Raw genomic sequence first — 24397 nt, 5'->3', positions numbered from 1 at the left:
CAAGTCAGAGATCCGATCCGGGCATTGGGCTTGGGTTTCCGTACAGTAACAGCTTGTATCTGTAGGAAAAAGACTGTGCTGGAAAGCACAACGGGCAATCTGCTTCCCACATTTATGTAGGAGCCGGATTGCCCGCTGCGTTGACTGCGTGAAGCTTACCGAGGTTTGGAAACGGTCAGCATCTGCCCCGGCTTGAGGGCCTTGGCACTGTTGGGGTTCCAGCGTTTAAGGTGTTGCATCTCAACGTTGAAACGCTTGGCGACGATGTACAACGAATCGCCCTTTTTCACCTTGTATTGAGTGGGCTTTTTGCTCGCCGCAGGCTTGCGCGTGTCATGCATGACGAGCATCTGGCCGGCTTTGAGGTTTTTGCCGGTGAGCTTGTTCCAGCGCTGCAAGTCGCGGACGTTGACCTTGTTGGCTTTGGCAATGGTGGTCAGGTTGTCACCGCTTTTAACCCGGTACTTGCGGTTAAGCCGTGGGGTGTTGCTGGCGACCGTGTCGAAGACTGCCTTTTTAGGGCGCAGGCTGACCAGTTCTTCAGGCTTGAGGTTGGACAGGCTGGCTGTCAGCAGTTGAGCCTTGGAGGTTGGCACCAGCAAATGCTGCGGGCCATCAGTGGTAGCCCGCTGCTTGTAGGCGGGGTTCAACTGGAACATTTCGTCTTCGTCGATCTCGGCCAGCGCAGCCACACGGGACAAATCCATGGACTGCTTGATTTCAACCATCTCGAAGTAAGGTTCGTTGGCGATGGGGTTCAGGTTGATGCCGTAGGCTTCAGGGGCCATCACCACTTGGGACAAGGCCAGTAATTTTGGCACGTAGTCCTTGGTTTCCTGCGGCAGGGGCAGGTTCCAGTAGTCAGTCGGCAGGCCCAGTTTTTCGTTGCGCTCGATCGCACGGCTCACTGTGCCTTCGCCCGCGTTATACGCTGCGAGCGCCAGCAACCAGTCGCCATTGAACATGTCATGCAGACGGGTCAAGTAATTCATGGCTGCCAATGTCGAGGCAGTAATGTCTTTGCGGCCGTCATAGGCGCGGGTTTGACGCAGGTTAAAGTAGCGGCCGGTCGAGGGAATGAACTGCCAGAGACCGACGGCATTGGCGTGTGAATACGCCATCGGGTTGTAGGCACTTTCAATCACTGGCAGCAGGGCCAGTTCGAGCGGCATGTTGCGTTCTTCGAGGCGCTCAACGATGTAGTGGATATAAAGGCTGCCACGCTCGCCGGCGTTTTCGAGAAACGACGGGTTGCTGGCAAACCAGAGGCGCTGTTGTTCGATTCGCGGGTTAACGTCCGCGCCTTCCTGCAGCTTGAATCCCTGTCGCATCCGCTCCCACACATCTTGGGGGGCAGTCGGGCCGGGTTTTTCACTGAGCCAGATCGGCTCTTGAGGAATGCGCTTAGTCAGTTTCAGTGTGGGTCTTTCGGCCGTTTGAGCCGAATGGTCCATGCTTTGACACCCTGCAAGTACAGCGGACACGGCCAGCGCGATGGCTTGCGCAAGGCGCGTCAATGCGTCTGTTTTGATGGAGTTACGTATAGATGACGACATTGGCTGGAAGTAAGTTCCGGGCAAAAATGTCGGGCGATTCTAGAAAGCAGGTGGGACGCGGTCAACTGTTCAGAATTTTTGTGCCAACCGCGACCCTGATTAGAACTTATCTTTCCAGCGGCGCAAGCTGGCAAACACCGCGCCCGGCGAGGCATTGTCCTGCTTGCTCCATTCGTCTGCTTTTTCTTTAACGGATGTTTCGTTAACCCGAAGAAAAGGGTTGGTACGCAGTTCCAGTGCGATATCGGAGGGCAGGCTGATCTGGTTATTGCTTCGCCACTCAGTCACTTGTTCTATTCGTGCCTTGATATCGGCATTGTCCGGCTCGACGGCTTGGGCAAAGCGCAAATTGCTCAAGGTGTATTCGTGGGCGCAATACACTGCGGTGTTACCCGGCAACGCCGCGAGGCGACTCAAAGAGCCATGCATCTGTTCGGGTGTGCCCTCAAACAGCCTGCCGCAACCCGCCGCAAACAATGTATCGCCACAGAACAGCAACGGGGCTGTTGGCTGCGCGTGATAGTAGGCGATATGCCCAAGGGTATGGCCGGGTAGCAGGAAGACCTCGAACGTACAGCCCAGCACGTCGATGCGATCGTTGTCATTCAGGGCCACGTCGCGTGCGGGGATGGTTTCTTGGGCAGGACCCCAGACCTTGGCGTTGGTCTTTTTGTGCAACTGCTCAACCCCACCGACATGGTCAAAGTGATGGTGGGTGATCAGGATGTCGCTCAGGGTCCAGTCCGGGTGTTGGGCCAGCCAGGCTTCGACCGGCGCAGCATCGCCCGGATCAACGACGGCGCAGCGTTTGCTGGCAGTGTCCTGTAACAACCAGATGTAGTTGTCATTGAAGGCAGGCAGTGCATCGATCTGTAGCATGGCGCAATTCCCAAGTGCGAAACAATGGCGCATCTTAGGGCTTGTGATGGGTAGATGGCGAGTTGGAGGAGCAATGACCGATAAAGCATTGGCTCAGGCTGACCCTGAGTGGCTGGCGCTGATCCGTTCGGCGCGCGAATGGTTGTCCGGTCCCCACGGGCAGTTGTTGCTGGAGGATGAACAACGTGTACTGGAAGACGAGCTTGGCCGGTTCTTTGGCGGCTATCTGGTGCATTACGGGCCAGGCGCCGAGACACCGCCCAACGCCGCTCAAGTCCAGCGCACCGTGCGTCTGGGTGCGCCATTGCCGGGTGTAGAAATTTTTTGCGAAGAACAGGCCTGGCCTCTGTGCGAGCACGCAGCCGACGTCGTAGTGCTGCAACACGGTCTGGATTTCTGCCTGTCGCCCCATGGTTTGTTGCGCGAAGCCGCCAGCAGTGTGCGGCCCGGAGGGCACCTGTTGATCGTCGGCATTAACCCTTGGAGCACCTGGGGCCTGCGCCATGTGTTTGCCAAGGACGGGTTAAGCAAGGCGCGTTGTATTTCTCCCTCCCGTGTGGCCGATTGGCTGAACCTGCTGGGCTTTGCGCTGGAGAAACGCCGCTTCGGGTGCTATCGTCCGCCGCTCGCGTCCCCGGCCTGGCAGCGTCGTTTATCAGGCTGGGAACACAAAGCAGGTAACTGGCAATTGGCCGGTGGCGGCTTCTATATATTGGTGGCGCGCAAGATGGTGGTCGGCTTGCGGCCGGTCAATCCGTTACGACGCGAGCCTATGGGCAAGCTGATCCCTTTGCCGATGGCCAAGGTCAACCGGCGTCACAGCCAACCGTAGTTGCGCTTGAATAAACGAAAGGCCGGAGCGATCCGGCCTCAGGTGCTGCCCGTCCTTGACGGGCAGGCCACAACACCCTTTTCCGGATAGGTTGTAATGAGCAATAGCGTTGAAATGTTCACCGATGGTGCCTGCAAGGGCAATCCTGGCCCTGGCGGCTGGGGTGCCTTGCTGGTTTGTCAGGGTGTCGAGAAAGAACTCTGGGGCGGCGAACCCAATACCACCAACAACCGCATGGAACTGATGGCGGCTATTCGTGGCCTTGAAGAACTCAAGCGCCCGTGCGACGTGTTGCTGGTCACTGACTCCCAATATGTGATGAAAGGCATCACTGAGTGGATGGTCAACTGGAAAAAACGCGGCTGGAAAACCGCGTCCAAAGAGCCGGTGAAAAATGCCGACCTGTGGAAGTTGCTCGATGAACAAGTCAGTCGTCACACCGTGAAGTGGCAATGGGTGCGTGGCCACATTGGCCATCCGGGCAATGAACGTGCCGACCAGTTGGCCAACCGGGGTGTGGATGAAATGAGGGGCCTCAAGCATGCGTAGTGTAGTCCTCGATACCGAAACCACCGGTATGCCGGTTACCGATGGCCACCGGGTTATCGAAATCGGTTGCGTCGAGTTGATGGGCCGCCGCCTGACCGGGCGGCATTTTCACGTGTACTTGCAACCCGATCGCGAAAGCGATGAGGGCGCGATCGGCGTCCACGGCATTACCAACGAATTTCTGGTGGGCAAGCCGCGTTTTGCCGAAGTGGCCGATGAGTTCTTCGCGTTCATCGAGGGCGCTCAGCTCATCATTCATAACGCCGCGTTCGACATCGGCTTCCTGAACAACGAGTTTGCCTTGATCGGGCAAACCGACCGCGCCGACCTCACTCAGCATTGCACCATTCTCGATACCTTGATGATGGCGCGTGCCCGTCACCCGGGGCAGCGCAACAGCCTGGATGCCTTGTGCAAGCGCTATGGCGTCGACAACTCGGGCCGTGAGCTGCACGGCGCCTTGCTCGACTCCGAGATTCTGGCAGACGTTTACCTAACCATGACGGGCGGGCAGACCAGCCTGTCGTTGGCCGGGAACGCGTCTGACGGCAATGGCTCGGGCGAAGGCTCGGGTAATCAGGCCACTGAAATTCGTCGTTTACCCGCGGATCGTCAGCCGGGCCGGATTATTCGTGCAAGTGAAAGCGATATGGCTGAGCACGCAGCGAGACTCGAAGCGATTGCCAAGTCTGCAGGAGCCCCTTCGTTATGGGCGCAATTGCTTGAAGCCAAGCAGCAGACGCTTCAATAAACGACCCCGTTGGAGGTCTCGGCAAGGGCTGTCGGCCCTTGCCGCCATCGGCGGCACCTGGGTGAGAGGTGCCCGCACACAAGGACTTGCTCACCCATGCATCTGGTCATCAACCCGCAAAACCCTGAAGTTTCTGTACGCCTGGCGGATGAAGGTTTCGCGCCTTATGTGTGGTGCAACGATTTCAGTTTTGAAGTGCGCGCTTACGCCCAGGTGGAGCTGCACAAGAGCGTCGATGAATGGCCTTTAGAAAGGATCACACCGTACCGCAAGTGTTACGGGATCGATCCTGATGAATTCGCCAGCTATCGTGGTGCGCCCGACAGCGCCGTGTTCATGGCTTATCTCGATGGGCAGGCCGTTGGTCACGTAGTGGTCAGTACCAACTGGAACGGTTTTGCCCACGTCGATGAATTGGCGGTGATTGCAGGCGCACGTCGCCATGGCGTCGCCCGATCATTACTGGAGGTGGCGAGGTTCTGGAGCCACAAGAAAAAACTGCCGGGCATCATGCTGGAAACCCAGAACAACAACATCGGCGCATGCCGCTTGTACGAACGTTGTGGGTATCAGGTAGGCGGGGTCGATCATTTGCGCTATCGCGGGATTGACCCGCAGACAGCCGAGGTGGCGATCTTCTGGTACCTGTTATTTGAAAAACAGGAATGAGCTGACAGGCACTTCAGTCAACGCCGGGTTGAGCGTGTCTTGCGATACTCGCAGTGCGCAGCGACTTCTCAGCCAATACGCAGGATCGAGCATCACCAGACATGCGCGCCCCAACAAAAAATGCCTTAAACCGAGTGAGCGGGTTCAGGATCGCGAAGCAGGGCAATGCCTGATTGCACCAGCTGGAATTCGGTATCACTCAGTTTGGTGACGCGGTCGCCGATCGCCAACTTGTACGTGAAAACCGGCTGACCGTCTGCTCCAGGGGTGGAGTCTTGAAACTCATGCACGGAATAAACACGGCCTTCCGCGTCTCTTGCATGAAACTGCCCAACGAGCACTGCTGCCATTTGTAGAGAACCTCTGGAGATAAACACCCAATTTGCGGTTCTTGTAGACCGTTGATCAGCCGGGGAAGTTTAACGCTGTGGAAAAAATAGTCCGGCTACTTTACAGGCTTGGCGGTCGATAGGGTGAACCGGGCTGCAAGAAAGGCGTCCGATCATCTATAACTAACGTTCTAAGCGCTTTCCTACAGCACCCTCGGGGGTTTCCATGAGCAAGGTCTACAACGTTGCAGTACTGGTCGGCAGTTTGAGAAAGGACTCGCTCAATCGAAAAGTGGCACACGCCCTGGCAGAACTGGCGCCATCCCACGTAAAGCTGAACATCGTCGAAATTGGCGAGCTGGCGCTTTATAACGAGGACATTGATGTCACCCCGGCGCCTGCGTCCTACACAGCATTTCGCGATCAAGTTCGCCATGCCGATGCGGTTCTGTTTGTGACCCCCGAATACAACCGGTCAGTGCCGGGTGCGCTGAAAAACGCCATCGATGTAGGTTCGCGCCCATACGGTCAAAGTGTGTTCAGCGGTAAACCCGGCGCCGTGATCAGTGTTTCGCCCGGCGCGATCGGCGGCTTTGGCGCTAACCATCACCTACGCCAGTCGCTAGTGTTTCTGAATGTTCCGTGCATGCAGCAGCCTGAAGCCTATCTGGGTGGGGCGGGCAATGCGTTCGATGCCTCAGGGGCGCTTTCGGAAAAAACACGTCCCTTCCTGCAAGCCTTTATTGATGCGTACGCACAGTGGGTCGAGCTAACCAAGCCCGCCTGAATGTGCACGTGTGAACGTCGATGAGGTTGAGGGCAGCGGCGCCATTGGCAGCTGTCCTCAGTGGCTTTGTGGCATTTCCCCGTTTTTCAGGCGGGTATTGATGTCTGCAATCACCTGCGGCAAGTCGCTGATGGTGTCGATCAGGTAGTGCGGGCGTGCCCCCTCGAACAGGGCATGAATGCGCGTGCGTTCGCTCGCCAGTGCCTGCGCATCAAGCGCTTTGTATTGTTCCCATGACAGGCCCAGTGCGTTGCCCGAGCACACCAACGCCACTGTCCACATGCCTGCGCGGCGACCCTCAAGAATGCCCGGCACGGTGTCATCAATCTTTACACAGGCGGCCACGTCATCAATGCCCAGCGCGATGACGTTGGCCAGTGCCTGTGCAGGCCACGGGCGCCCGTTGGGCACCTCATCGGTTGCCACCACGTGGTCGGCGACGTAGCCGTTGGTGGCTGCCAATTCAACGACCTTGGCCATGACCTGCGCCGGGTAGCCCGAGCAAGAGCCAATCTTGATTCCTTGGGCGCGCAGTGCGGCAATCGTCTCAAGCGCACCGGGGATCAGCGCCGAGTGCTCGGCGATTTTCTCGATTTGCAGCGGCATGAAGCGTTCATAAATGGCGGTCACGTCATCGTCGGTCGGGGTGCGGCCAACGACTTTTTTGTACCGCTCGGCAATCTGCGGCTGATCGCACAGGGTTCGAATGTGGTCCCACTTGCCCATGCCCATGGGGCCGCGCGCCTCCTCGATTGATACTTGCACATCGAACTCGCCAAACGCTTCAACGAAAATCTGCGTCGGGGCGAAAGAACCGAAGTCGACCACGGTGCCCGCCCAGTCGAGGATGGCGGCTTGAAGCGTGGTGGGGTTGGTGTAGTTCATGTCGTTGGATCCTGTGAGAGCGGTCGTAACCGCACGGAGAAATTTACGTTCAACTTGCGTCTGTGCCGTCAGATGACCAGCACTTCCATTTCTTGCAGTACCTGCGCCACGGCATCGACCGCTGCCTGCATATCGACGGAGGTGACGTGGCCAATGCACCCCACGCGGAATGTTTCGACTTGGGTCAATTTACCTGGGTACAGAATGAAACCTTTGGCCTTGACGCGTTCGTAGAACTCCTTGAACTGGTAGCGCGGGTCTTTCGGGGCGTGGAAGGTGACGATGATCGGTGCCTGAATGGCTGCAGGCAGGAAGCTGCGAATTCCCAGCATGGCCATGCCATCCAGCAGCGTCTGGCAGTTGTTGGCGTAGCGGCCCAAACGGGCGGGTTGGCCGCCTTCTTCGTTGTATTGCAGTAAGGCTTCGTGCAGGGCAGCGACCACATGGGTGGGCGGGGTGAAGCGCCATTGCCCGGTTTTTGCCAGGTAGGCGTGTTGATCCTGCAAGTCCATCGCCAGTGAGTGGGCATTGCCCGTTGCATGGGCCAGAGACTCTTTACGGGCCAACACGAAGCCCATGCCCGGCACCCCTTCGAGGCATTTGCCAGAGGCAGCGATTAGCGCGTCGAACGGTACTTTTTGAGCGTCAACGGGCAGTGCGCCGAAGGCGCTCATGGCATCGATGATCAGACGCTTGCCCTGTTTGGCGATGACGTCGGCAATGTCTGGCAGTGGGTTGAGAACCCCGGTGCTGGTTTCACAATGGATCAACGTCACATGGGTAATCTCGGGGTCAGCCTTGAGCAGGCGTTCTACATCAGCGGCTGTGGTGGGTTGATCTTCGGCGGTCTCAAACGTGCTGAAACGGCGACCCAGCACCGCACAGATTTTCGCCAGGCGCTTGCCATAGGCGCCGTTGATGAGCACCAGCACCTTGCCGTCACGCGGTACCAATGTGCCGATGGCCGCTTCAACGGCGAAGGTGCCGCTACCCTGCAACGGGACGCAGTGGTGGCTGCTGGCGCCGTTGATGATGGCCAGCAGTTGCTCGCACACACTCGCCGTTAATTGGTTGAAACGCTCATCCCAGGAACCCCAGTCAACCATCATGGCCTTACGCGTTCGCGCGGAGGTGGTCAGGGGACCGGGGGTCAGCAGGATCGGCGCGACGGTGTTCATTCGGGGTTCCTCGCAAGCGGTGAGATAGCAACTGGATACGCCGGCTAAATTGCAGGTTGATGTATCATCATTCAAATTGTTTGTTGTTATGCCAGCCATCAGCAGGAGTTATTCATGAACCTGTTCCAACTCCGGGCCTTCGATGCGGTGGCACGTGAAGGCAGCTTCACCCGGGCAGCCGCCCGGTTGTTCATCAGCCAGCCAGCGGTCACCGGGCATATCAAAACCCTCGAAGAGCATTACCAGATCACCTTATTGCGCCGCACAGCCCGGCGTGTGGAATTGACCGAAGAGGGCATCAGACTGGCGGCTATCACCCGTGCCATGTTTGGTTTGGTGGATGAAGCGCAGGTCATGCTTGAAGCCAATCGCCAATTGCTCACCGGACGCCTCGAAGTGGCGGCAGATGGCCCGCATCTGGTGATGCCCATGCTGGCGAGCCTGCGCGAGCGTTACCCCGGTATCACCGTGAATTTACGCTTGGGCAATGCACAGGAAACCCTGGCCGCCTTGCTGTCAGAGCACGCGGACGTGGCCGTGCTGACCGAGGTCGAACCGCGCAATGGCTTGATGTTACGGCCGCTGAAGCAATCGCATATCTGTGCATTAGTGCCGTCCAGTCATCCTTGGCAGGCGCTTACGGGCGGGGTTGAGATGGCGCAGTTGGATCAGGTGATCATGGTCTTGCGCGAACCCGCGTCCACGACCCGTCGCACGTTTGACCAAGCCTGCAAGCAGGCAGGGGTAAGCCCTCGTGTGTTGCTGGAGCTGGACAGTCGCGAAGCGGTGACCGAAGCGGTGGCAGCACAGCTCGGGGTGGGCATTGTCTCGTCGGCGGAAGTCAGTCAGGACCCGCGGGTGTGCGCCGTACCGATCAACGGGCACGGCCTGACCAATCGACACATGCTTGGCTGTATGGAGCGACGCGCCCAATTGCGGCTGATAAAGGCGTTCATGTCACTGGCGCCGTCGTCCGCCGCGTAGGCGTCAGTCGCCGCGTTCGTAGCACTGCACCGGGCCGATAGCAGTTGAGCCGGGCAGGATTGGATTTTTTGGTCGATTGAGAACTTGCGGGCGTATAAACTGGCGCACTTTCGACGGCCCGCGTGCCGCGACACACACGATTGAGAGAGTGAGAAATGGGCGCACAGTGGAAGGTTAAACACAAAGCGGAAGCCGCCAATAGCCGCGGCAAGGTTTTCGGCAAACTGGCCAAAGAGCTGACCGTTGCAGCCCGTAACGGCGCCGACCCTGATATGAACTCGCACCTGCGTCTGGTGTACGAACAAGCCAAAAAAGCATCCATGCCGGCTGACACCATCAAGCGTGCAATCAACAAGGGCGCGGGGATCGGCACTGAGGCTGTGCAATACCACCGTGTGACCTACGAAGGTTTTGCACCGCACCAGGTGCCGCTGATCGTCGAGTGCCTGACTGATAACGTCAACCGTACCGTGGCTGAAATCCGTGTGGCGTTCCGCAAGGGGCAATTGGGCGCGTCGGGCTCCGTGGCCTGGGACTTTAACCATGTCGGCCTGATCGAAGCCAAGCCTGATACCCCGGATGCTGATCCTGAAATGGCGGCAATTGAAGCGGGCGCCCAGGATTTTGAAGACGGTGAAGAAGAAGGCACGACCTTGTTCATCACCGAGACCACTGACCTGGATGCCGTGCAAAAAGCGCTGCCTGAGCAGGGTTTTACCGTGTTGTCGGCCAAGTTGGGCTACACACCTAAAAACCCGGTGACGGGGCTGACTGACGAGCAAATGGTCGAAGTAGAGGAGTTTCTGGCGAAGCTGGAAGAGCAGGACGACGTGCAGGATATGTTTGTAGCGCTGGCCTGAACCCGAGCCCGCCATTTAATTGGCCCGTTTACGACGCAGTATGTCGTCGGGCCTGGCCTCGTGCCTCGTCAACGACTGCCGATGAGTGTGTTGCTGACGAGGTACGAGGTGGCGATCGGGCTGACCTCAGCCCAGAGCGCTGCAGATTTCAATGAAGTCCGGCCGGGCGAGGACGTCAGGCTGAATGCAGCGCGTTTGCAAGTCTTGCAATTCTGCACGCTGTTGATCGCTCAACCCCGAGTGGATCCTGTGCAGCAACTCCCCCAGTAGAATGCCGAACGCGCGCACCTCGATACGCTGTAAGGCGCGTGTGCGCGGGCTGTTGTCGGTGGCGTGGAAGCACGCGGCCCCGAAGTCGCCCAGCAAGCAGTCCCCCCGTTCATTGAACAGAATATTGTGCCCGTACAAATCGCCGTGGCAGATGCCTTGTGCGTGCAAGTGCGCGGCGACCGATGCAATGCCACGTGCCAGACGCAGTGCGCTTTGAGCATTGAAACCTGTGCTATCGGCGTAGACGTCACGGCTGCAGCTGTCGAGACTCGGCAGCCCGGCCAGATTGCGGAAAGAGGGCGCAATCAGCTCCATCACCAACCCGGCCTGTTGTTGCGGATGGCCCACCACACGCCCGAATACGTTAATCAGGTTTGGATGTTGGCCCGCAGCAATGCAGGCGTGCATTTCGTGAAGCGGCGAGCCATCACTGGTGATAGTGCCTTTGTACAGTTTGACTGCCACCGGGCGTACCGGCTGACCCGGTGCCCGCCAGTTGGCCTGGTAAATCACCCCGGATGCACCTTCGCCTAGTTGCTGCGCCAGTTCCAGTTCTGACCAGTCGATGTGTGCCGTGCTGTCAGGGGTGTGTTCGGCATTCAGTTCGTCCGCCAACGGATTGCCCGAATAAGCCAGCCAGGTCAGGCCGGGCATCGCCAGTAACCAGTCCGGCAGTTCGCGGAGTTGGTTGGATGCCAGACGAATCAGCTCCAGACGCTCGCAGCCAGCCAGGCTGCGCGGCAACGCCTGCAAACGGTTGCCCGCCAGCATTAATTTTTGCAGCAAGGGACGGCGGCCCAGTTCATCCGGCAGCTGGCTGATGTGGTTGTCGGTGAGGATTAACCAGCGCAGTCGCGGTGGCAACGCGCTGCCTGGCACCTCGCAGATCTGATTCGCCTTGAAGCCGATCATGCTCAGTGTCGCGCACTGGCCCAGGCATTCGGGCAGGGTCGTGAACAGATTGTCGGAACAGAACAGCACCCGCAAATGCGTCAGGCGATGCAGGTCGTGGGGCAGGCTGCGCAGGGCGTTGCCGCTCAGATTGAGGATTTCCAGCGAGTCCGCCAGTTGAAAGATTTCTTCAGGAAACTCGGTCAGCCCACAGGACAGATCCAGACGTTTCAGCCCCGTCAGTTGACCGGCGCGCAGTTTAGCGAGGGTGTCCATAAGCAGGCGATGTGCACTCGTGTCGATCAGTAGAAGTGCCGTGCATGATAGCGATTTATCGCTCGCAAGATTCAGGCAATACAGCCTTTGTCGCGGCGGCTGTCCGGCTTTTGCGTAACAGGCCGCAGCCACTGCCCCGGCCTGTGTGCATCGCGCTATTTAATCCAGCTCTCTGACCATCGCTGACAGTGTGGTCAGTACATCCATGCCCAGTTGCTTCGAACGTTTGCCATCCCAGCCCGTGATGGGGTCGGGCGCGTCGTTGTTGTCCTTGAACGGCATCTCCAGCGTCAGTGACAAACAGTTGAAGAGTTGACCAACACTGTTGCAGGCCAAGGTCATGTTGGCCTGGCCGGGTTCGTCGCGAGTGTAGCCATGGGTCGTCTGGAAGTCTTTTGTCAGCTGGCTCAGGTGCGAACGAAAACGTTCTTCGAGCCTGGCAATCCGGTCGGTATAGCCCGGGTTGCCTTCGCAGCCTGCGGTGAAGACATAGGGGATTTCTTCGTCGCCGTGAATGTCCAGAAACAGGCTGACGCCGTATGTGTTCATTTGTTCTAGCGCGAAGAACACCTCAGGGCTGAGCTGGGGGCTGGTGTTTTGCCAGGCGCGGTTCAAGTCCTGGCCGTTTGCATTGGTGCGCAGATGCCCGTGGAAGGCGCCGTCCGGGTTCATATTAGGAATCAGGTACAAATCGGCGTAATCGAGTAGCTTGCGCAGTTGCGGGTCGCTGCCTTGCTCCAGGCGCTTGAAAATGCCCTCCATGAACCACTCGGCCATGTGTTCGCCGGGATGCTGCTGCGCAATGATCCAGATTGCGCGTTTATGGGGGGGGCCGTTCCTTTTGCGCAACAATGGAATGTCACGCCCTTCGGCGCTTTTGCCCACCGCCAGCACTTCGCAACCGGCCCATTGTTTCGCCTCGCTGATCAACGTCTCGTGACGTGCGCGGCTGTAGGGTTCGAAGTAGGCAAACCAGACTGTGCTTTGTTGAGGTTCAAGGCTGAAATTGAGCGCAGTACCATCAAAGTCTGTAGGCACTCGGAACCAGTGTTCCTGGTCGTAAGAAGCGACCGCGCGGTAGCCGTCCCACGCTTTGTTGTAGGAAGACTGGCTGGCGTTGGTCAGATGAAAGTGATGGGTTTGCCCGGGCGTGAGGCCGTCGACCTTGAAATGAAACCACTGGAAGTGTGGGCTTTTAGTATCGGATTTGATCGCCAGTTTCACGTCGAACGGATCGCTGGCATCCAGCACCTGAATATTGCCGCTGTCGAAGTCACTGCTGATGTGAAGTGAAGAGGGCGCCACAGTCATCGTCCAGATCCCTGAGTTGAGAATTGTGGGCGTTACTCTAACTCGCCATGGCGTGTGGCCAATACGAAAATGCAGGTATTTGAAGAGAGAAGGGGGGGAGATAAGCGGAGGGGGGCGTCATCCGCGTCATCCCTGACGCGGCGCAATTTTAGTGTTTTTGCGAGTGATTCTCAAGTGCTAAATTGCCATTACCCTATAGTCATAGGCTTCAGGCTTTCTTCGGTCGATGTTCTTTTGCTATCATCGCCGGCATCGTAGCGACCACCGAAAAAAAACCGGTCGCACACCCGACTTCATTAGCCTGAAGCAAGCTGAGCCAGATAACTGGCCACAAAAAAAAGACCCGGCCATAAGCCGGGTCAAATAACCGTGATTAGCCTGATGAGGAGATTATTCAAAGCACCGACCTAAGGTCCCTTGAATGATCGGCTGATCTCGCGACCAGCTGCATGCAATAGTAATCATTATCATTTGCAAAGCAAGTGTTTTTTTTCTGCGTTTTTCTGAATTCTGCTCTCTTTTCCCCGCCCAAGGCTCTAGCCCGCTAATCGAGCAACAACTCAGTAGTGCGTTTGACTTCGCTCATGGCGATATTGGAGTGAGCTTCCTGCACGTGCGGTTTCTGCAAGAGATGGTCGCGCAAAAACCGCTCGTAACTGTCAATGTCGTGCGTGACCACCTTCAGCAGGTAATCCATATCTCCCGCCATGGTGTAGCACTCGATGACTTCCGGGTAATGGGTGATGGCTTCTTCGAATTCGGTCAGGTGACGGCGCCCGTGCCCCGATAACCGCACATTGACGAATACCACGACGTTGAGCCCCAGTTTCTTCGGGCTGAGCAGGGCGACTTTGCGCTCTATCAAGCCTTCTTCCTGCAAGCGATGAATCCTTCGCCAGCAGGGAGATTGGGATAGTTCGACGCGTTCGGCGACCTCGGCGGCAGACAGGTCGGCATCATGTTGCAGCAGGCGCAGAATCTTACGGTCGATGGGGCTTAATTTAATCGGCATGACTTTTTCGGATTTCTTATTTTTGTTGAATGATTCATGCAGCGTAGCACTGCATTTCCTAAAAATTAGAAAGAAAAATCCTCCTGCAACCCTTCACTCTCTTGAGACTGACTTCGCAACCCCTCAGCGGGTCGAAAACTGACCTTCTGGTCTGACGCCCTGCGCGCTAACAACAAGAGAGAAATGAAATGCCGATATTTGCTCATCCCGAGTTTGATCAACACGAACAGGTCATGTTCTGCAATGACAAGGCCAGTGGCCTCAAAGCCATTATCGCGGTGCACAATACGCGTCTGGGCCCGGCTTTGGGCGGTTGCCGGATGTGGCCCTACGGCGATGAGCAACAGGCGCTGAATGACGTGCTGCGCCTGTCGCGGGGCATGACGTACAAATCGGCACTGGCCGGCTTGCCCTTGGGTGGCGGCAAGGCCGTGATCATAGGCGATCCACGCAAGGACAAGACCGAGGCGTTGTTTGAGGCCATGGGCGACTTTGTCGAAAGCCTGGGCGGTCGCTATATCACCGCCGCAGACTCGGGCACCGGTGTAACTGAAATGGCGCAAATGGGCCAACGCACCCGCCACGTGGTGGGAGCCGGTACGCGCGAACAATTGGGCGGCGGCACGCGCAGCGGTGATCCGTCGCCTGCCACGGCGCTGGGTGTGTACATCGGCCTTTGCGAGGCGGTGCGCCAGCGTCTGGGGCGATCCGACCTCAGTGGCCTGCGCGTTGCGATTCAAGGCCTCGGGCAAGTCGGGTTCAATCTGGCCCAACAGCTCAAGGCAGCCGGTGCCGAGTTATGGGTGCACGATATTCAGGAGGCCAACGTTCGCCGCGCCGTGGAAGAGCTGGGGGCCCACGCGGTCAGTGCACAGGACATCTACGGACTTGATGTCGATGTGTTCTCGCCCTGCGCCATGGGCGCGGTGATCAACGACGAGACCCTGCAATTGCTGCGCGCCCCGGTAATTGCCGGAGCAGCCAATAACCAGCTGGCCCGTCCCGAACACGGCGACATGCTGTGGCGCCGGGGCTGCCTGCATGCACCTGATTACGCAATCAATGCTGGGGGCATTATCGACGTGTCTTACGAGTACAACGGCGGGACGCCTGAGCAGGTGCGTCAGCACGTTGAAGGCATTGGGGAAACACTACGTCAGATTTTTGAGCGAGCGAAGGCTGAAGATCGCAATACCACGCTGATTGCCGACAGCCTTGCCCACGAACGGCTCAACGCTTGATGTAACACATCACCCCAGGCTGCACCTTCGGGCGCAGCCTGTCGCAAATCAACCCGGTCGTGCGCTCAGTGAGCGGGTACTTTTTGCTTGTCGACAGTCTTGTCGATCAGGTCTTTGGCCATTTCCACAAAGTGCGCCATGCCCCTGATAAGGTCCAGTTGAGGGCCTTGTACATTCCCCGCGCCGTTTTGGGAGTAAGTCAATGCAAATCGTAGCAACTCGGACGCGTGTACCAAGGCTTCTTCCTGGCTCACATCGTCGCTGACATTGAACACTTTTTGCTCATTGCAGCGCTGAGTTACAGATGGTTTCAAATAATAGTCCAGCGCGCGCTGGGTTGCGGCGCTGTCTTTGAGGGCTTCAAGCTCTGTATCAGCTTCAATCTTGAGCGGTATTTTTGTTATTGGAGTCATGATTTGCCTGCGTTTCTGGGGTTAATCGAATCAGCAGGCTGCAGATTAGTACAGATAGTATTTCATCTATAGAAATAAATAATACAATATGTGTATTGTTGCGTGGCGGGCAATCCGTATTGTTCGGCGAATGGATAAATGGATCGCTTTAGTCAGAACGAAATTGCGCGAGCTCAAGCTCACGCAAGAAAAACTCGCCGAACGCGTTGGGGCTTCCCAGGGCGGCGTTGGTCATTGGCTTAACAAACGTCGTCAACCCGACCTCGAAACCATGAACAAAGTGCTGCATGCCCTTGGGCTTGGGCACCTTGAGGTGGCGTTGGTCGTGCGTGAACGCAAGGCCAGTAACGACGACCACAACCCTGAAGAAAACACGTACGTCATCACCTCAGCATTCCGCTATCCCGTGCGGGAGTGGGACAAGGCAGGCGAGATCAATGAGACGCCCCAGGAGGGGTACTCGGCCGCCACGGTATTTGAAATGAGTGATCACTACGCCAAAGGCGATGCCTTTTGGTTGCAGGTCACAGGGGATGCGATGACTGCCCCGATGGGCCTCAGCATTTCTCAGGGCATGATGATTCTGGTAGACCCGGATATCGAGGTCGAACCCGGCAAAATGGTGGTTGTACGCACCCCGGATTCTGAAAGCGCCATGTTCCGTCAGCTAATCGAAGACAGTGGCCAGCGTTACCTCAAGCCGCTTAACCCGACCTATCCCAAAATCCTGTTTGATGAAGACTGCCGCATTCTTGGCGTAGTGGTGCAGGCCACAACCAAGTTCTGAAGCGCAGCTTCCAGACATCCACTAAAAAGGCGGCGACCGAAACCGGTAGCCGCCTTTTTCATGCGCGCAATGTTATTCCAGTTCGATCAGGACCGCGCCTTCTCCAACCATGTCACCTTCCTGGCCGAATACGGCTTTGACAACCCCGTCGCGTGGCGCCCGCAGGCTGTGTTCCATCTTCATGGCTTCGAGCACGACCAGTTGTGCACCCGCTGCCACGTTTTGCCCGACGGCCACCATCACGCGCACAATGCTGCCATTCATGGGCGCGCTCAATCCGCCTTCCTGCGTCTGCCGGGCGCTGGTCGAGGCCAACGCCAACGTATCACAAGCGTTCACGGCCTGCAGTTCGCCGTCCCACTGCACATACACCGTCTCTGCGCGACGAATGGCCATATGCCGAGTGCGTACGCCGTGTTGCTCAATCACCAGAAGATCGTCCTGCACCTTAGGCTGTTCTGCGGTCAGGGCAACAACGTTGTGTTCACCCTTACAGTTCAAGGCCAGCAGTGTTTGCGCGGGCAATCCGTTGCGAAACCCGTTGCGCTGCGCCCACGGGGAGCCCGCATCGTCTTCGCGAAAATCGGGCGGCAGGGTTTGTACGAATGCAGAGGCTGCCGCTGACCAAAACGCGTCAGACAAGGGTTCAGCTTTTGGCAGTAATTGCGCCTCATGGCGCGGGATAAAGCCCGTGTCCAGTTCGGCCGCCGCGAACGCAGGGTGAGCGATGATTCGGCGCAAGAAACTCAGGTTGGTTTTCAGGCCGCCTATAGCGAACTCATCAAGCATCGCCAACAAGCGCAAACGTGCCTGTTCGCGGTCTTCACCCCACGCGATCAACTTGCCGAGCATCGGGTCATAAAACGGCGAGACTTCATCGCCTTCGCAGACCCCGCTGTCTACCCGCCGGCCCGGGCCCGGCGCCGATTCGCGATACAGCGCCAGACGGCCAGTCTGGGGCAGGAAATCATGACTCGGGTCCTCGGCGTACAGGCGCACTTCGATGGCATGCCCTCGCAGTGGCACCTGCGCCTGGGTGATGGGCAGCGCTTCGCCGCGTGCGACGCGGATTTGCCAGGCCACCAGATCAAGCCCGGTGATGGCTTCCGTGACCGGATGTTCCACCTGCAGCCGGGTGTTCATCTCCATAAAGAAGAACGCGCCGCGTGCATCCAGCAAAAACTCCACAGTACCGGCGCCCACGTAGCCAATGGCCTGCGCAGCCCGCACGGCCGACTCGCCCATGGCGCGCCGCTGTTCGGCACTGAGTCCTGGCGCGGGGGCTTCTTCGACCACTTTTTGGTGACGGCGCTGAATCGAGCAATCCCGTTCGTTGAGGTACAGGCAATGGCCGTGCTGATCAGCAAACACCTGAATCTCGACGTGCCTGGGCTTGAGCACGTATTTTTCGACCAGCATGCGTGCGTCGCCAAACGACGACAGCGCTTCACGCTGAGCCGAAGCCAGTGCTTCGGGCAGTTGGCTTTCATCTTCCACCACTTTCATGCCCTTTCCGCCACCCCCGGCGGTAGCTTTAAGCAACACCGGGTAGCCGATTTTCTCAGCCGCTGTGCGAAAGGTTTTCAGATCTTGCGCTTCGCCGTGATAACCCGGCACCAGAGGCACTCCGGCCACTTCCATCAAGGCTTTGGCGGCGGACTTGCTGCCCATTGCGTCAATGGCCGAGGCAGGGGGGCCAAGGAAGATCAGACCGGCTTGTTCAACCGCTCGGGCGAACCCGGCGTTTTCGGACAAAAATCCATAACCTGGATGAATCGCTTGCGCGCCGCTGGCCTTGGCCGCGGCAATGATTTTGTCGATTTGCAGGTAGCTGTCGGCCGCTTTGCTGCCCCCCAAATTCACGCACCTGTCGGCTTCGCGGCAGTGGCGGGCGTCGCGGTCGGTGTCACTGTGCACGGCAACGCTGGTCAGGCCGAGGGACTTGGCAGTGCGCATCACACGGCAGGCAATTTCGCCACGGTTGGCCACCAACACGGTTGTAATGGTCGAGGCACTCATGGGCGCGGCTCCTGTTGGGGTGAGTCGATCTGCCAACTGGGCGCGCGCTTTTGCAGAAACGCCCGCAGACCTTCCTGGCCTTCGGGGCTGACCCGAATGCGCGCAATAGCGTTTTCACAGTAGCGGCGAATGGCTGGCGTCGGTGCGCCATGGCTGACTTCGCGTAGCAGGTCTTTGCAGGCACGCATCGCGAATGGACTGTTGAGCAGCAGCGTGTCGATCCAGCGAGCGACCTGCTGATCGAGTTCGCACGCCGGGTAGCTTTCGGATAGCAACCCCAACTCACGGGCGCGTTCGCCACTGAAGCGTTCGGCGGTCAGTGCATAGCGGCGCGCGGCGCGTTCGCCAATGGCTTGCACCACAAACGGACTGATGACCGCAGGCGCGATACCAATGCGGACTTCCGACAGGCAGAACTGCGCGTCATCCGTGCCGATGGCCATGTCGCAGGCGCTTATCAGGCCCAGCGCGCCGCCGTAGGCCGCGCCTTGCACCACGGCCAGTGTTGGCATTTTCAGCTTGGCCAGGTTGTACATCAGTTCGGCCAAATGCCGGGCGTCGTCGAGGTTGGTGTTGTAATCCAGTTCGGCCGACTGCTGCATCCAGGCCAGGTCGGCCCCGGCGCTAAAATGTTTGCCGCGTCCGCGCAGTACGAGAAACCGCAGGCTGGCATCGCTTTGCACGGCGTCCAGCGCGAGGATCAGCTCGCGGATCATCTCGGCATTGAAGGCATTGTTTTTCGCTTCGCGACTCAACCACAGGGTGGCGAAACCCCGGGGGTCGGTGTGCAGTTCAAGGGTGTTGAAATCGATCATGTCCGTCAGTCCTTGGATGGCTGTACGTGTAGATGAGTGCGCATGGGGTGCAGGCAGCGGCGCGGCGGGTTCAAGGTCTCGCGCCGACAGAGGCCTGCCCCGGTAGCGGGTTACATGCGGAACACGCCAAAGCGCGTCGTGTCGATGGGCGCGCTCAAGGCTGCCGACAACCCCAGTGCCAGCAGGTCACGGGTTTGTGCCGGGTCGATCACGCCGTCATCCCACAGCCGGGCGCTGGAGTAGTAGGGGTGGCCCTGATGTTCGTACTGGTCGAGGATCGGCTGCTTGATATCGGCTTCGTCCTGAGGGCTAAAGGCATCGCCGGTACGTTGCGCCTGTTCGCGTTTGACCTGCACCAGCACGCCAGCGGCCTGTTCCGCTCCCATCACGCCGATGCGGGCGTTGGGCCACATCCACAAAAAGCGCGGGTCATAGGCCCGTCCGCACATCCCGTAGTTGCCCGCGCCAAAACTGCCACCGATGATCACTGTGAATTTCGGCACCTTGGCGCAAGCCACGGCGGTAACCAGCTTGGCGCCATGCTTGGCGATCCCGCCAGCTTCGTATTTTTGCCCGACCATAAAACCGGTGATGTTTTGCAGGAACACCAACGGGATCCCGCGCTGACAGGCCAGCTCAATAAAATGCGCGCCTTTTTGCGCCGCCTCGGCAAATAAAATGCCGTTGTTGGCCAGAATCGCCACCGGATACCCCTGCAAATGGGCAAACCCGCACACCAGCGTGGTCCCGAACAGTGCTTTGAACTCATCGAATACCGAGCCGTCCACCAGCCGGGCAATCACGTCTCTCACATCAAACGGCTGCTTGGCCTCGGCCGGGACGATGCCGTACAGCTCGTCGCTGGCATACAGCGGTGGCACCGGCGTCCGCCGGGTCACTTGACCCAGCTTTCGCCAATTGAGGTTGGCAACGCTGCGCCGGGCCAGCGCCAGTGCATGCTCGTCGCTCTCGGCGTAGTGGTCGGCCACCCCGGAGATCTTGCAGTGCACATCGGCGCCGCCCAAGTCCTCGGCACTGACCACTTCTCCGGTCGCCGCTTTGACCAGCGGCGGCCCGGCGAGAAAAATGGTGGCTTGCTGGCGCACCATGATGGCTTCGTCCGCCATCGCGGGCACGTAGGCGCCGCCCGCTGTGCACGAGCCCATGACCACGGCGATTTGCGGAATCCCCGCGGCGCTCATGTTGGCCTGATTGAAGAAGATGCGCCCAAAGTGCTCGCGGTCCGGGAACACTTCATCCTGACGCGGCAAGTTGGCGCCGCCCGAATCCACCAGGTAAATGCAGGGCAGCCGGTTTTGCTCGGCAATGGTCTGTGCCCGAAGGTGCTTTTTGACCGTCAGCGGGTAGTACGAACCGCCTTTGACCGTAGCGTCGTTGGCCACAATCATGCATTCCACACCTTCAACCCGACCGATCCCGGCGATAATGCCGGCTGCCGGGACGTCTTCGCCGTACACCTCGTACGCCGCCAGCTGACTCAGTTCAAGGAAAGGCGAGCCTGTGTCGAGCAGCCGGTCGATGCGCTCGCGCGGCAGCAGCTTGCCTCGGGCGGTGTGCCGCTCCTGAGCGCGGGCGCCGCCACCCTGTTGCACATGGGCGAGCAAACTGTGCAGGGCGTCCACTTGTTTGAGCATGGCCTCGCGATTGGCGGCAAACTCCGGGGAACGCGGATTGATGGTGCTGTGCAAGATAGACATGGACCACTCCTTAGCGGGTTTCGTTAAAGAGTTCGCGGCCAATCAGCATCCGGCGGATCTCGCTGGTGCCCGCTCCGATTTCGTACAACTTCGCGTCGCGCAGCAGACGTCCGGCCGGGAATTCATTGATGTAGCCATTACCGCCGAGGATCTGGATGGCATCGAGCGCCATTTGCGTAGCGCGCTCGGCGCTGTACAAAATCACCCCGGCGGCGTCCTTGCGGGTGGTTTCGCCACGCTCGCAGGCGGCCGCAACCGCATACAGGTAGGCACGGCTGGCATTGAGCTGGGTATACATGTCAGCCACTTTGCCCTGGATCAGCTGAAACTCGCCGATGCTTTGGCCGAACTGTTTGCGGTCATGGATGTAGGGCACTACCAAGTCCATGCACGCTTGCATGATGCCGGTCGGCCCGCCCGACAGTACGACGCGCTCGTAATCGAGGCCGCTCATCAACACCTTGACCCCGGCGTTCAGAGGGCCCAGCAGGTTTTCTTCAGGCACCTCGACGTTGTCGAAAAACAGCTCGCCGGTGTTGGAGCCGCGCATGCCCAACTTGTCAAAATGTTTGCTGCGGCTGAAGCCTTTCCAGTCGCGCTCGACGATAAAGGCACTGATGCCGTGGGCCTTCTTTTCGATGTCAGTCTTGGCGTAGATCACGTAAGTGTCGGCGTCGGGGCCGTTGGTGATCCAGGTTTTGCTGCCGTTGAGCACGTAATGGTCGCCGTGCTTGTCGGCGCGCAATTTCATCGAAACCACGTCAGAACCGGCGTTGGGTTCGCTCATGGCGAGCGCGCCGATGTGTTCACCGCTGATCAGTTTGGGCAGGTAGCGAAGTTTTTGAGCGTGGCTGCCGTTGCGGTTGATCTGGTTCACGCACAGGTTTGAATGTGCGCCGTAGGACAGCGCAACCGACGCCGAGCCACGGCTGATTTCTTCCATCGCCACCACATGGGCCAAGTAGCTGAGGCCGGTGCCGCCGTATTCTTCCGGGACCGTGATGCCGAGCAGTCCCATGTCGCCAAACTTGCGCCACATGTCCGCCGGGAACAGGTTGTCCTTGTCGATTTGCGCTGCACGGGGCGCCAGTTCAGCGGCGACGAATGACTGGACCTGTTCGCGCAGCATGTCGATGGTTTCGCCCAGGGCGAAGTTCAAAGTCGGGTAGCTCATGGGGCACCTTGTTCATTGTTCTTGTAAGAGGCGGTGACGGCGTCGCCCCGGGAGAAGCTTTACGTAAACGTAAACTTGGCACCTGAGCCTGTCAATGACCTTTACGTTAACGTCAACTTGAGCCAGAGTGATTGCTATTCTTCTGATGAAGAGGGCGCGTGCGTGCGCTTTCCCATACTCCCAACAACAATCACAAGAGGAGTTGTCATGACGTCGCAATCCGTTCCCAGTTATAGCCGCGGGGCACAGGACAAAGCCCTGCTGGCATTGACCATCGGCCAGGCGTTCGATCGCACGGCCACGTGTTACCCCGAGCGCGAGGCGCTGATTGTGCGCCATCAAGACCAGCGCCTGAGCTGGGCGCAATTGTCCCGTGCCGTCGACTTGCATGCCCGTGGCTTCATGGCGCTGGGCCTGCAAGCCGGGGATCGGCTGGGGATATGGGCGCCCAATTGCCTTGAGTGGTTTATCTGCCAATTTGCCAGCGCCCAGATCGGCGTGATTCTGGTCAACATCAACCCGGCGTATCGACTTTCAGAACTGGACTACGTGCTCAAGCAATCGGCATGTCAGTGGCTGGTGTGCGCAGGGGCGTTCAAAACCTCGGACTACCACGCAATGATTGAGGCGTTGGTACCGGAGCTGAGTGCACACTCGCCTGGCCACCTATGCAGTGCGAACCTGCCGGATTTGCGGGGGGTAATCAGCCTCGCCGCAGCCCCGGCTGCCGGCTTTTTGCCTTGGGCGCAACTGGCCACGCTGGGGGCAGGTGTCAAGCTTGAACAATTGCAGGCGCGCAAGGCTACGGTGATGCCCGAGCAGCCAGTGAATATTCAATACACCTCAGGCACCACGGGCTTTCCCAAGGGCGCGACCCTCAGCCATCGAAACATTCTCAACAACGGTTTTATGGTAGGCGAAAGCCTCGGGCTGACGGCCAATGACCGGCTGGTGATCCCGGTGCCGCTGTACCACTGCTTTGGCATGGTCATGGGCAACCTGGGGTGCATCACCCACGGCACCACGATGATTTACCCCAGCGAAGCGTTTGATCCCGGCCTGACCCTGCAGGCCATCGCGCATGAACGTGCGACCGGGCTTTACGGGGTGCCCACCATGTTTATTGCCCTGCTTGATCACCCGCAGCGTGCCGGTTTTGACCTGTCGAGCTTGCGCACAGGCATTATGGCGGGCGCCACCTGCCCGATTGAAGTGATGCGCCGCGTCATTAGCGACATGCACATGAGCGAGGTACAAATTGCTTATGGCATGACTGAAACCAGCCCTGTATCCATTCAGACCGGTCCTGCAGACGAGCTGGAATTGCGCGTGACCACTGTCGGGCGCACTCAACCGCACCTGGAGAACAAGCTAATTGACGCTCAAGGACAGATCGTTGCACGAGGTGAGATCGGTGAGCTGTGCACACGCGGCTACAGCGTGATGCTCGGCTACTGGAACAACCCGCCCGCCACGCGGGACGCTATCGACAGCGAAGGCTGGATGCACACTGGGGATCTGGCGCAAATGGACGATCAGGGGTATGTGCGCATCGTGGGGCGTAACAAAGACATGATTATTCGCGGCGGCGAAAACATTTACCCGCGTGAGCTGGAAGAATTTTTCTTCACCCACCCGGCGGTGGCGGATGTGCAGATTGTGGGCATTCCAGATGAGAAGTACGGTGAAGAAATCGTCGCATGGATCAAATTTCACCCCGGCCACAGCGCTAACGAACTGGAGTTGCAGACTTGGTGCAAGGACCGTATTGCGCACTTCAAAACCCCGCGTTACTTCAAGTTTGTCGACACGTTCCCGATGACCGTGACCGGCAAAATCCAGAAATTCAAAATGCGTGAAGTCAGCATTCAGGAGCTTGGGAAGCAGGCGCAAGACAAATCCTGAGCAACACAAAGGGGAGCCGAAGCTCCCCTTTAATGTGTTGTTGCCTGCTCTTTTTATTATTGAGGGGCGGTCTGTTGTTGTTTTTGTAACCGTGGCCCTTCACTGCTGTTTTGGCGATCCCCATCCGGGATCAAGAGCAAACGTATTTTTTTGAGCGCTGATCCACTTTTATCACCGGCGTTGAAACCTGTGATCCAACCTGAACGGGTGCTACCTGAAGGTAGTTTTATTGTTCTCTGCCCGGTTGCGAGGTGGCTTTTGGCTCCTCGGAAAAGTAAACCTTCTCCAAAAAAATCAGTTAGCTGC

At 58.3% G+C, this 24397-nt stretch carries 23 protein-coding genes; 10 read left to right on the top strand and 13 right to left on the bottom strand.

What is annotated here, in order from left to right:
• Positions 1-155: 155 nt before the first annotated feature.
• Both HBN61_RS05325 and gloB read right to left on the bottom strand, forming a co-directional pair.
• A complete protein-coding gene (locus tag HBN61_RS05325; RefSeq protein ID WP_170046284.1) occupies positions 156-1556 on the bottom strand; it encodes a transglycosylase SLT domain-containing protein in 1401 nt (466 codons plus the stop codon).
• A gap of 99 nt (positions 1557-1655) precedes the next feature.
• On the bottom strand, positions 1656-2435 hold the full coding sequence (gloB, locus tag HBN61_RS05320; RefSeq protein ID WP_094993471.1) for a hydroxyacylglutathione hydrolase: 780 nt from the start codon (positions 2433-2435) through the stop codon (positions 1656-1658).
• 73 nt (positions 2436-2508) lie between these two features.
• On the opposite strand from gloB, the gene HBN61_RS05315 reads away from it, so the two are divergent.
• From HBN61_RS05315 to HBN61_RS05300, 4 genes are all read left to right on the top strand, one after another.
• On the top strand, positions 2509-3267 hold the full coding sequence (locus HBN61_RS05315; RefSeq protein WP_094993470.1) for a class I SAM-dependent methyltransferase: 759 nt from the start codon (positions 2509-2511) through the stop codon (positions 3265-3267).
• A 96-nt stretch (positions 3268-3363) separates the two neighbouring features.
• Positions 3364-3816: a ribonuclease HI gene (gene rnhA, locus HBN61_RS05310; RefSeq protein ID WP_094993469.1), complete on the top strand. Its 453-nt coding sequence runs from the start codon at positions 3364-3366 to the stop codon at positions 3814-3816.
• Entirely contained in the window at positions 3809-4567 is a 759-nt protein-coding gene (dnaQ, locus tag HBN61_RS05305; protein ID WP_094993468.1) for a DNA polymerase III subunit epsilon, read from the top strand. The genes rnhA and dnaQ overlap by 8 nt, the downstream gene beginning before the upstream one ends.
• 96 nt (positions 4568-4663) lie before the next feature.
• The gene (locus HBN61_RS05300; protein WP_094993467.1) at positions 4664-5236 is read left to right on the top strand and encodes a GNAT family N-acetyltransferase; all 573 of its coding nucleotides are present in this window, start codon (positions 4664-4666) and stop codon (positions 5234-5236) included.
• A gap of 125 nt (positions 5237-5361) precedes the next feature.
• Here the strand turns inward: HBN61_RS05300 and HBN61_RS05295 are convergent, their stop codons facing one another.
• On the bottom strand, positions 5362-5586 hold the full coding sequence (locus HBN61_RS05295) for a hypothetical protein (RefSeq protein WP_094993466.1): 225 nt from the start codon (positions 5584-5586) through the stop codon (positions 5362-5364).
• A 205-nt stretch (positions 5587-5791) separates the two neighbouring features.
• Between HBN61_RS05295 and HBN61_RS05290 the strand changes: the two genes are divergently transcribed.
• A complete protein-coding gene (locus HBN61_RS05290) occupies positions 5792-6352 on the top strand; it encodes an NADPH-dependent FMN reductase (protein ID WP_170046283.1) in 561 nt (186 codons plus the stop codon).
• A gap of 57 nt (positions 6353-6409) precedes the next feature.
• Here the strand turns inward: HBN61_RS05290 and phnX are convergent, their stop codons facing one another.
• Positions 6410-7237, bottom strand: a complete 828-nt coding sequence (gene phnX, locus HBN61_RS05285) for a phosphonoacetaldehyde hydrolase (protein ID WP_170046282.1) — start codon at positions 7235-7237, stop codon at positions 6410-6412.
• Between the two features lie 68 nt (positions 7238-7305).
• Entirely contained in the window at positions 7306-8415 is a 1110-nt protein-coding gene (locus HBN61_RS05280; RefSeq protein WP_170046281.1) for a 2-aminoethylphosphonate--pyruvate transaminase, read from the bottom strand.
• A gap of 114 nt (positions 8416-8529) precedes the next feature.
• Between HBN61_RS05280 and HBN61_RS05275 the strand changes: the two genes are divergently transcribed.
• Together HBN61_RS05275 and HBN61_RS05270 are read left to right on the top strand one after the other, a co-directional pair.
• On the top strand, positions 8530-9399 hold the full coding sequence (locus tag HBN61_RS05275) for a LysR substrate-binding domain-containing protein (protein WP_170046280.1): 870 nt from the start codon (positions 8530-8532) through the stop codon (positions 9397-9399).
• A gap of 155 nt (positions 9400-9554) precedes the next feature.
• Positions 9555-10259: a YebC/PmpR family DNA-binding transcriptional regulator gene (locus tag HBN61_RS05270; protein WP_094993461.1), complete on the top strand. Its 705-nt coding sequence runs from the start codon at positions 9555-9557 to the stop codon at positions 10257-10259.
• A gap of 126 nt (positions 10260-10385) precedes the next feature.
• Here HBN61_RS05270 and HBN61_RS05265 read toward each other — a convergent pair whose 3' ends face one another.
• The 3 genes from HBN61_RS05265 to HBN61_RS05255 form a co-directional block, all read right to left on the bottom strand.
• Positions 10386-11696, bottom strand: coding sequence for a protein kinase (locus HBN61_RS05265; RefSeq protein ID WP_170046279.1), 1311 nt, complete (start codon positions 11694-11696; stop codon positions 10386-10388).
• A 159-nt stretch (positions 11697-11855) separates the two neighbouring features.
• On the bottom strand, positions 11856-13007 hold the full coding sequence (locus HBN61_RS05260) for a M14 family metallopeptidase (RefSeq protein ID WP_170046278.1): 1152 nt from the start codon (positions 13005-13007) through the stop codon (positions 11856-11858).
• A 544-nt stretch (positions 13008-13551) separates the two neighbouring features.
• A complete protein-coding gene (locus tag HBN61_RS05255) occupies positions 13552-14019 on the bottom strand; it encodes an Lrp/AsnC family transcriptional regulator (RefSeq protein WP_047276552.1) in 468 nt (155 codons plus the stop codon).
• Positions 14020-14207: 188 nt separating this feature from the next.
• On the opposite strand from HBN61_RS05255, the gene HBN61_RS05250 reads away from it, so the two are divergent.
• The gene (locus HBN61_RS05250; RefSeq protein WP_094993458.1) at positions 14208-15260 is read left to right on the top strand and encodes a Glu/Leu/Phe/Val dehydrogenase dimerization domain-containing protein; all 1053 of its coding nucleotides are present in this window, start codon (positions 14208-14210) and stop codon (positions 15258-15260) included.
• Between the two features lie 65 nt (positions 15261-15325).
• Here the strand turns inward: HBN61_RS05250 and HBN61_RS05245 are convergent, their stop codons facing one another.
• Positions 15326-15673 (bottom strand): DUF6124 family protein, encoded by a 348-nt coding sequence (locus HBN61_RS05245; RefSeq protein WP_169965169.1) that lies wholly within the window; start codon positions 15671-15673, stop codon positions 15326-15328.
• Between the two features lie 130 nt (positions 15674-15803).
• Between HBN61_RS05245 and HBN61_RS05240 the strand changes: the two genes are divergently transcribed.
• The gene (locus HBN61_RS05240) at positions 15804-16460 is read left to right on the top strand and encodes a LexA family protein (RefSeq protein WP_094993457.1); all 657 of its coding nucleotides are present in this window, start codon (positions 15804-15806) and stop codon (positions 16458-16460) included.
• Positions 16461-16532: 72 nt separating this feature from the next.
• Here HBN61_RS05240 and HBN61_RS05235 read toward each other — a convergent pair whose 3' ends face one another.
• The 4 genes from HBN61_RS05235 to HBN61_RS05220 form a co-directional block, all read right to left on the bottom strand.
• On the bottom strand, positions 16533-18479 hold the full coding sequence (locus HBN61_RS05235) for an acetyl-CoA carboxylase biotin carboxylase subunit (RefSeq protein WP_170046277.1): 1947 nt from the start codon (positions 18477-18479) through the stop codon (positions 16533-16535).
• Entirely contained in the window at positions 18476-19294 is an 819-nt protein-coding gene (locus HBN61_RS05230; RefSeq protein WP_094993455.1) for a gamma-carboxygeranoyl-CoA hydratase, read from the bottom strand. The genes HBN61_RS05235 and HBN61_RS05230 overlap by 4 nt, the downstream gene beginning before the upstream one ends.
• Before the next feature lie 110 nt (positions 19295-19404).
• A complete protein-coding gene (locus tag HBN61_RS05225; protein ID WP_094993454.1) occupies positions 19405-21012 on the bottom strand; it encodes a carboxyl transferase domain-containing protein in 1608 nt (535 codons plus the stop codon).
• 10 nt (positions 21013-21022) lie between these two features.
• Entirely contained in the window at positions 21023-22186 is a 1164-nt protein-coding gene (locus HBN61_RS05220) for an isovaleryl-CoA dehydrogenase (protein WP_094993453.1), read from the bottom strand.
• Positions 22187-22393: 207 nt separating this feature from the next.
• Between HBN61_RS05220 and HBN61_RS05215 the strand changes: the two genes are divergently transcribed.
• Positions 22394-24091, top strand: a complete 1698-nt coding sequence (locus HBN61_RS05215) for an AMP-binding protein (protein ID WP_170046276.1) — start codon at positions 22394-22396, stop codon at positions 24089-24091.
• The last annotated feature ends 306 nt before the right edge of the window (positions 24092-24397 follow it).

Origin of the sequence: Pseudomonas sp. WS 5071, assembly GCF_012985765.1 — a bacterium.
GTDB lineage: Bacteria > Pseudomonadota > Gammaproteobacteria > Pseudomonadales > Pseudomonadaceae > Aquipseudomonas > Aquipseudomonas lundensis_A.
The sequence above is the reverse complement of the archived record's forward strand: the minus strand, read 5'-3'. Positions and strand labels throughout refer to the sequence as shown.

Excerpts from the sequence above, each read along its gene's own strand:
- HBN61_RS05240 (WP_094993457.1), top strand. The coding sequence starts at position 15,804 with ATGGATAAATGGATCGCTTTAGTCAGAACGAAATTGCGCGAGCTCAAG.
- HBN61_RS05225 (WP_094993454.1), bottom strand. The coding sequence starts at position 21,012 with ATGTCTATCTTGCACAGCACCATCAATCCGCGTTCCCCGGAGTTTGCC.
- HBN61_RS05245 (WP_169965169.1), bottom strand. The coding sequence starts at position 15,673 with ATGACTCCAATAACAAAAATACCGCTCAAGATTGAAGCTGATACAGAG.
- HBN61_RS05315 (WP_094993470.1), top strand. The coding sequence starts at position 2,509 with ATGACCGATAAAGCATTGGCTCAGGCTGACCCTGAGTGGCTGGCGCTG.
- HBN61_RS05250 (WP_094993458.1), top strand. The coding sequence starts at position 14,208 with ATGCCGATATTTGCTCATCCCGAGTTTGATCAACACGAACAGGTCATG.
- HBN61_RS05235 (WP_170046277.1), bottom strand. The coding sequence starts at position 18,479 with ATGAGTGCCTCGACCATTACAACCGTGTTGGTGGCCAACCGTGGCGAA.
- HBN61_RS05270 (WP_094993461.1), top strand. The coding sequence starts at position 9,555 with ATGGGCGCACAGTGGAAGGTTAAACACAAAGCGGAAGCCGCCAATAGC.
- gloB (WP_094993471.1), bottom strand. The coding sequence starts at position 2,435 with ATGCTACAGATCGATGCACTGCCTGCCTTCAATGACAACTACATCTGG.
- HBN61_RS05265 (WP_170046279.1), bottom strand. The coding sequence starts at position 11,696 with ATGGACACCCTCGCTAAACTGCGCGCCGGTCAACTGACGGGGCTGAAA.
- HBN61_RS05325 (WP_170046284.1), bottom strand. The coding sequence starts at position 1,556 with ATGTCGTCATCTATACGTAACTCCATCAAAACAGACGCATTGACGCGC.
- HBN61_RS05215 (WP_170046276.1), top strand. The coding sequence starts at position 22,394 with ATGACGTCGCAATCCGTTCCCAGTTATAGCCGCGGGGCACAGGACAAA.
- HBN61_RS05290 (WP_170046283.1), top strand. The coding sequence starts at position 5,792 with ATGAGCAAGGTCTACAACGTTGCAGTACTGGTCGGCAGTTTGAGAAAG.
- HBN61_RS05255 (WP_047276552.1), bottom strand. The coding sequence starts at position 14,019 with ATGCCGATTAAATTAAGCCCCATCGACCGTAAGATTCTGCGCCTGCTG.
- HBN61_RS05230 (WP_094993455.1), bottom strand. The coding sequence starts at position 19,294 with ATGATCGATTTCAACACCCTTGAACTGCACACCGACCCCCGGGGTTTC.
- HBN61_RS05220 (WP_094993453.1), bottom strand. The coding sequence starts at position 22,186 with ATGAGCTACCCGACTTTGAACTTCGCCCTGGGCGAAACCATCGACATG.
- HBN61_RS05300 (WP_094993467.1), top strand. The coding sequence starts at position 4,664 with ATGCATCTGGTCATCAACCCGCAAAACCCTGAAGTTTCTGTACGCCTG.
- phnX (WP_170046282.1), bottom strand. The coding sequence starts at position 7,237 with ATGAACTACACCAACCCCACCACGCTTCAAGCCGCCATCCTCGACTGG.
- dnaQ (WP_094993468.1), top strand. The coding sequence starts at position 3,809 with ATGCGTAGTGTAGTCCTCGATACCGAAACCACCGGTATGCCGGTTACC.
- HBN61_RS05280 (WP_170046281.1), bottom strand. The coding sequence starts at position 8,415 with ATGAACACCGTCGCGCCGATCCTGCTGACCCCCGGTCCCCTGACCACC.
- rnhA (WP_094993469.1), top strand. The coding sequence starts at position 3,364 with ATGAGCAATAGCGTTGAAATGTTCACCGATGGTGCCTGCAAGGGCAAT.
- HBN61_RS05275 (WP_170046280.1), top strand. The coding sequence starts at position 8,530 with ATGAACCTGTTCCAACTCCGGGCCTTCGATGCGGTGGCACGTGAAGGC.
- HBN61_RS05295 (WP_094993466.1), bottom strand. The coding sequence starts at position 5,586 with ATGGCAGCAGTGCTCGTTGGGCAGTTTCATGCAAGAGACGCGGAAGGC.
- HBN61_RS05260 (WP_170046278.1), bottom strand. The coding sequence starts at position 13,007 with ATGACTGTGGCGCCCTCTTCACTTCACATCAGCAGTGACTTCGACAGC.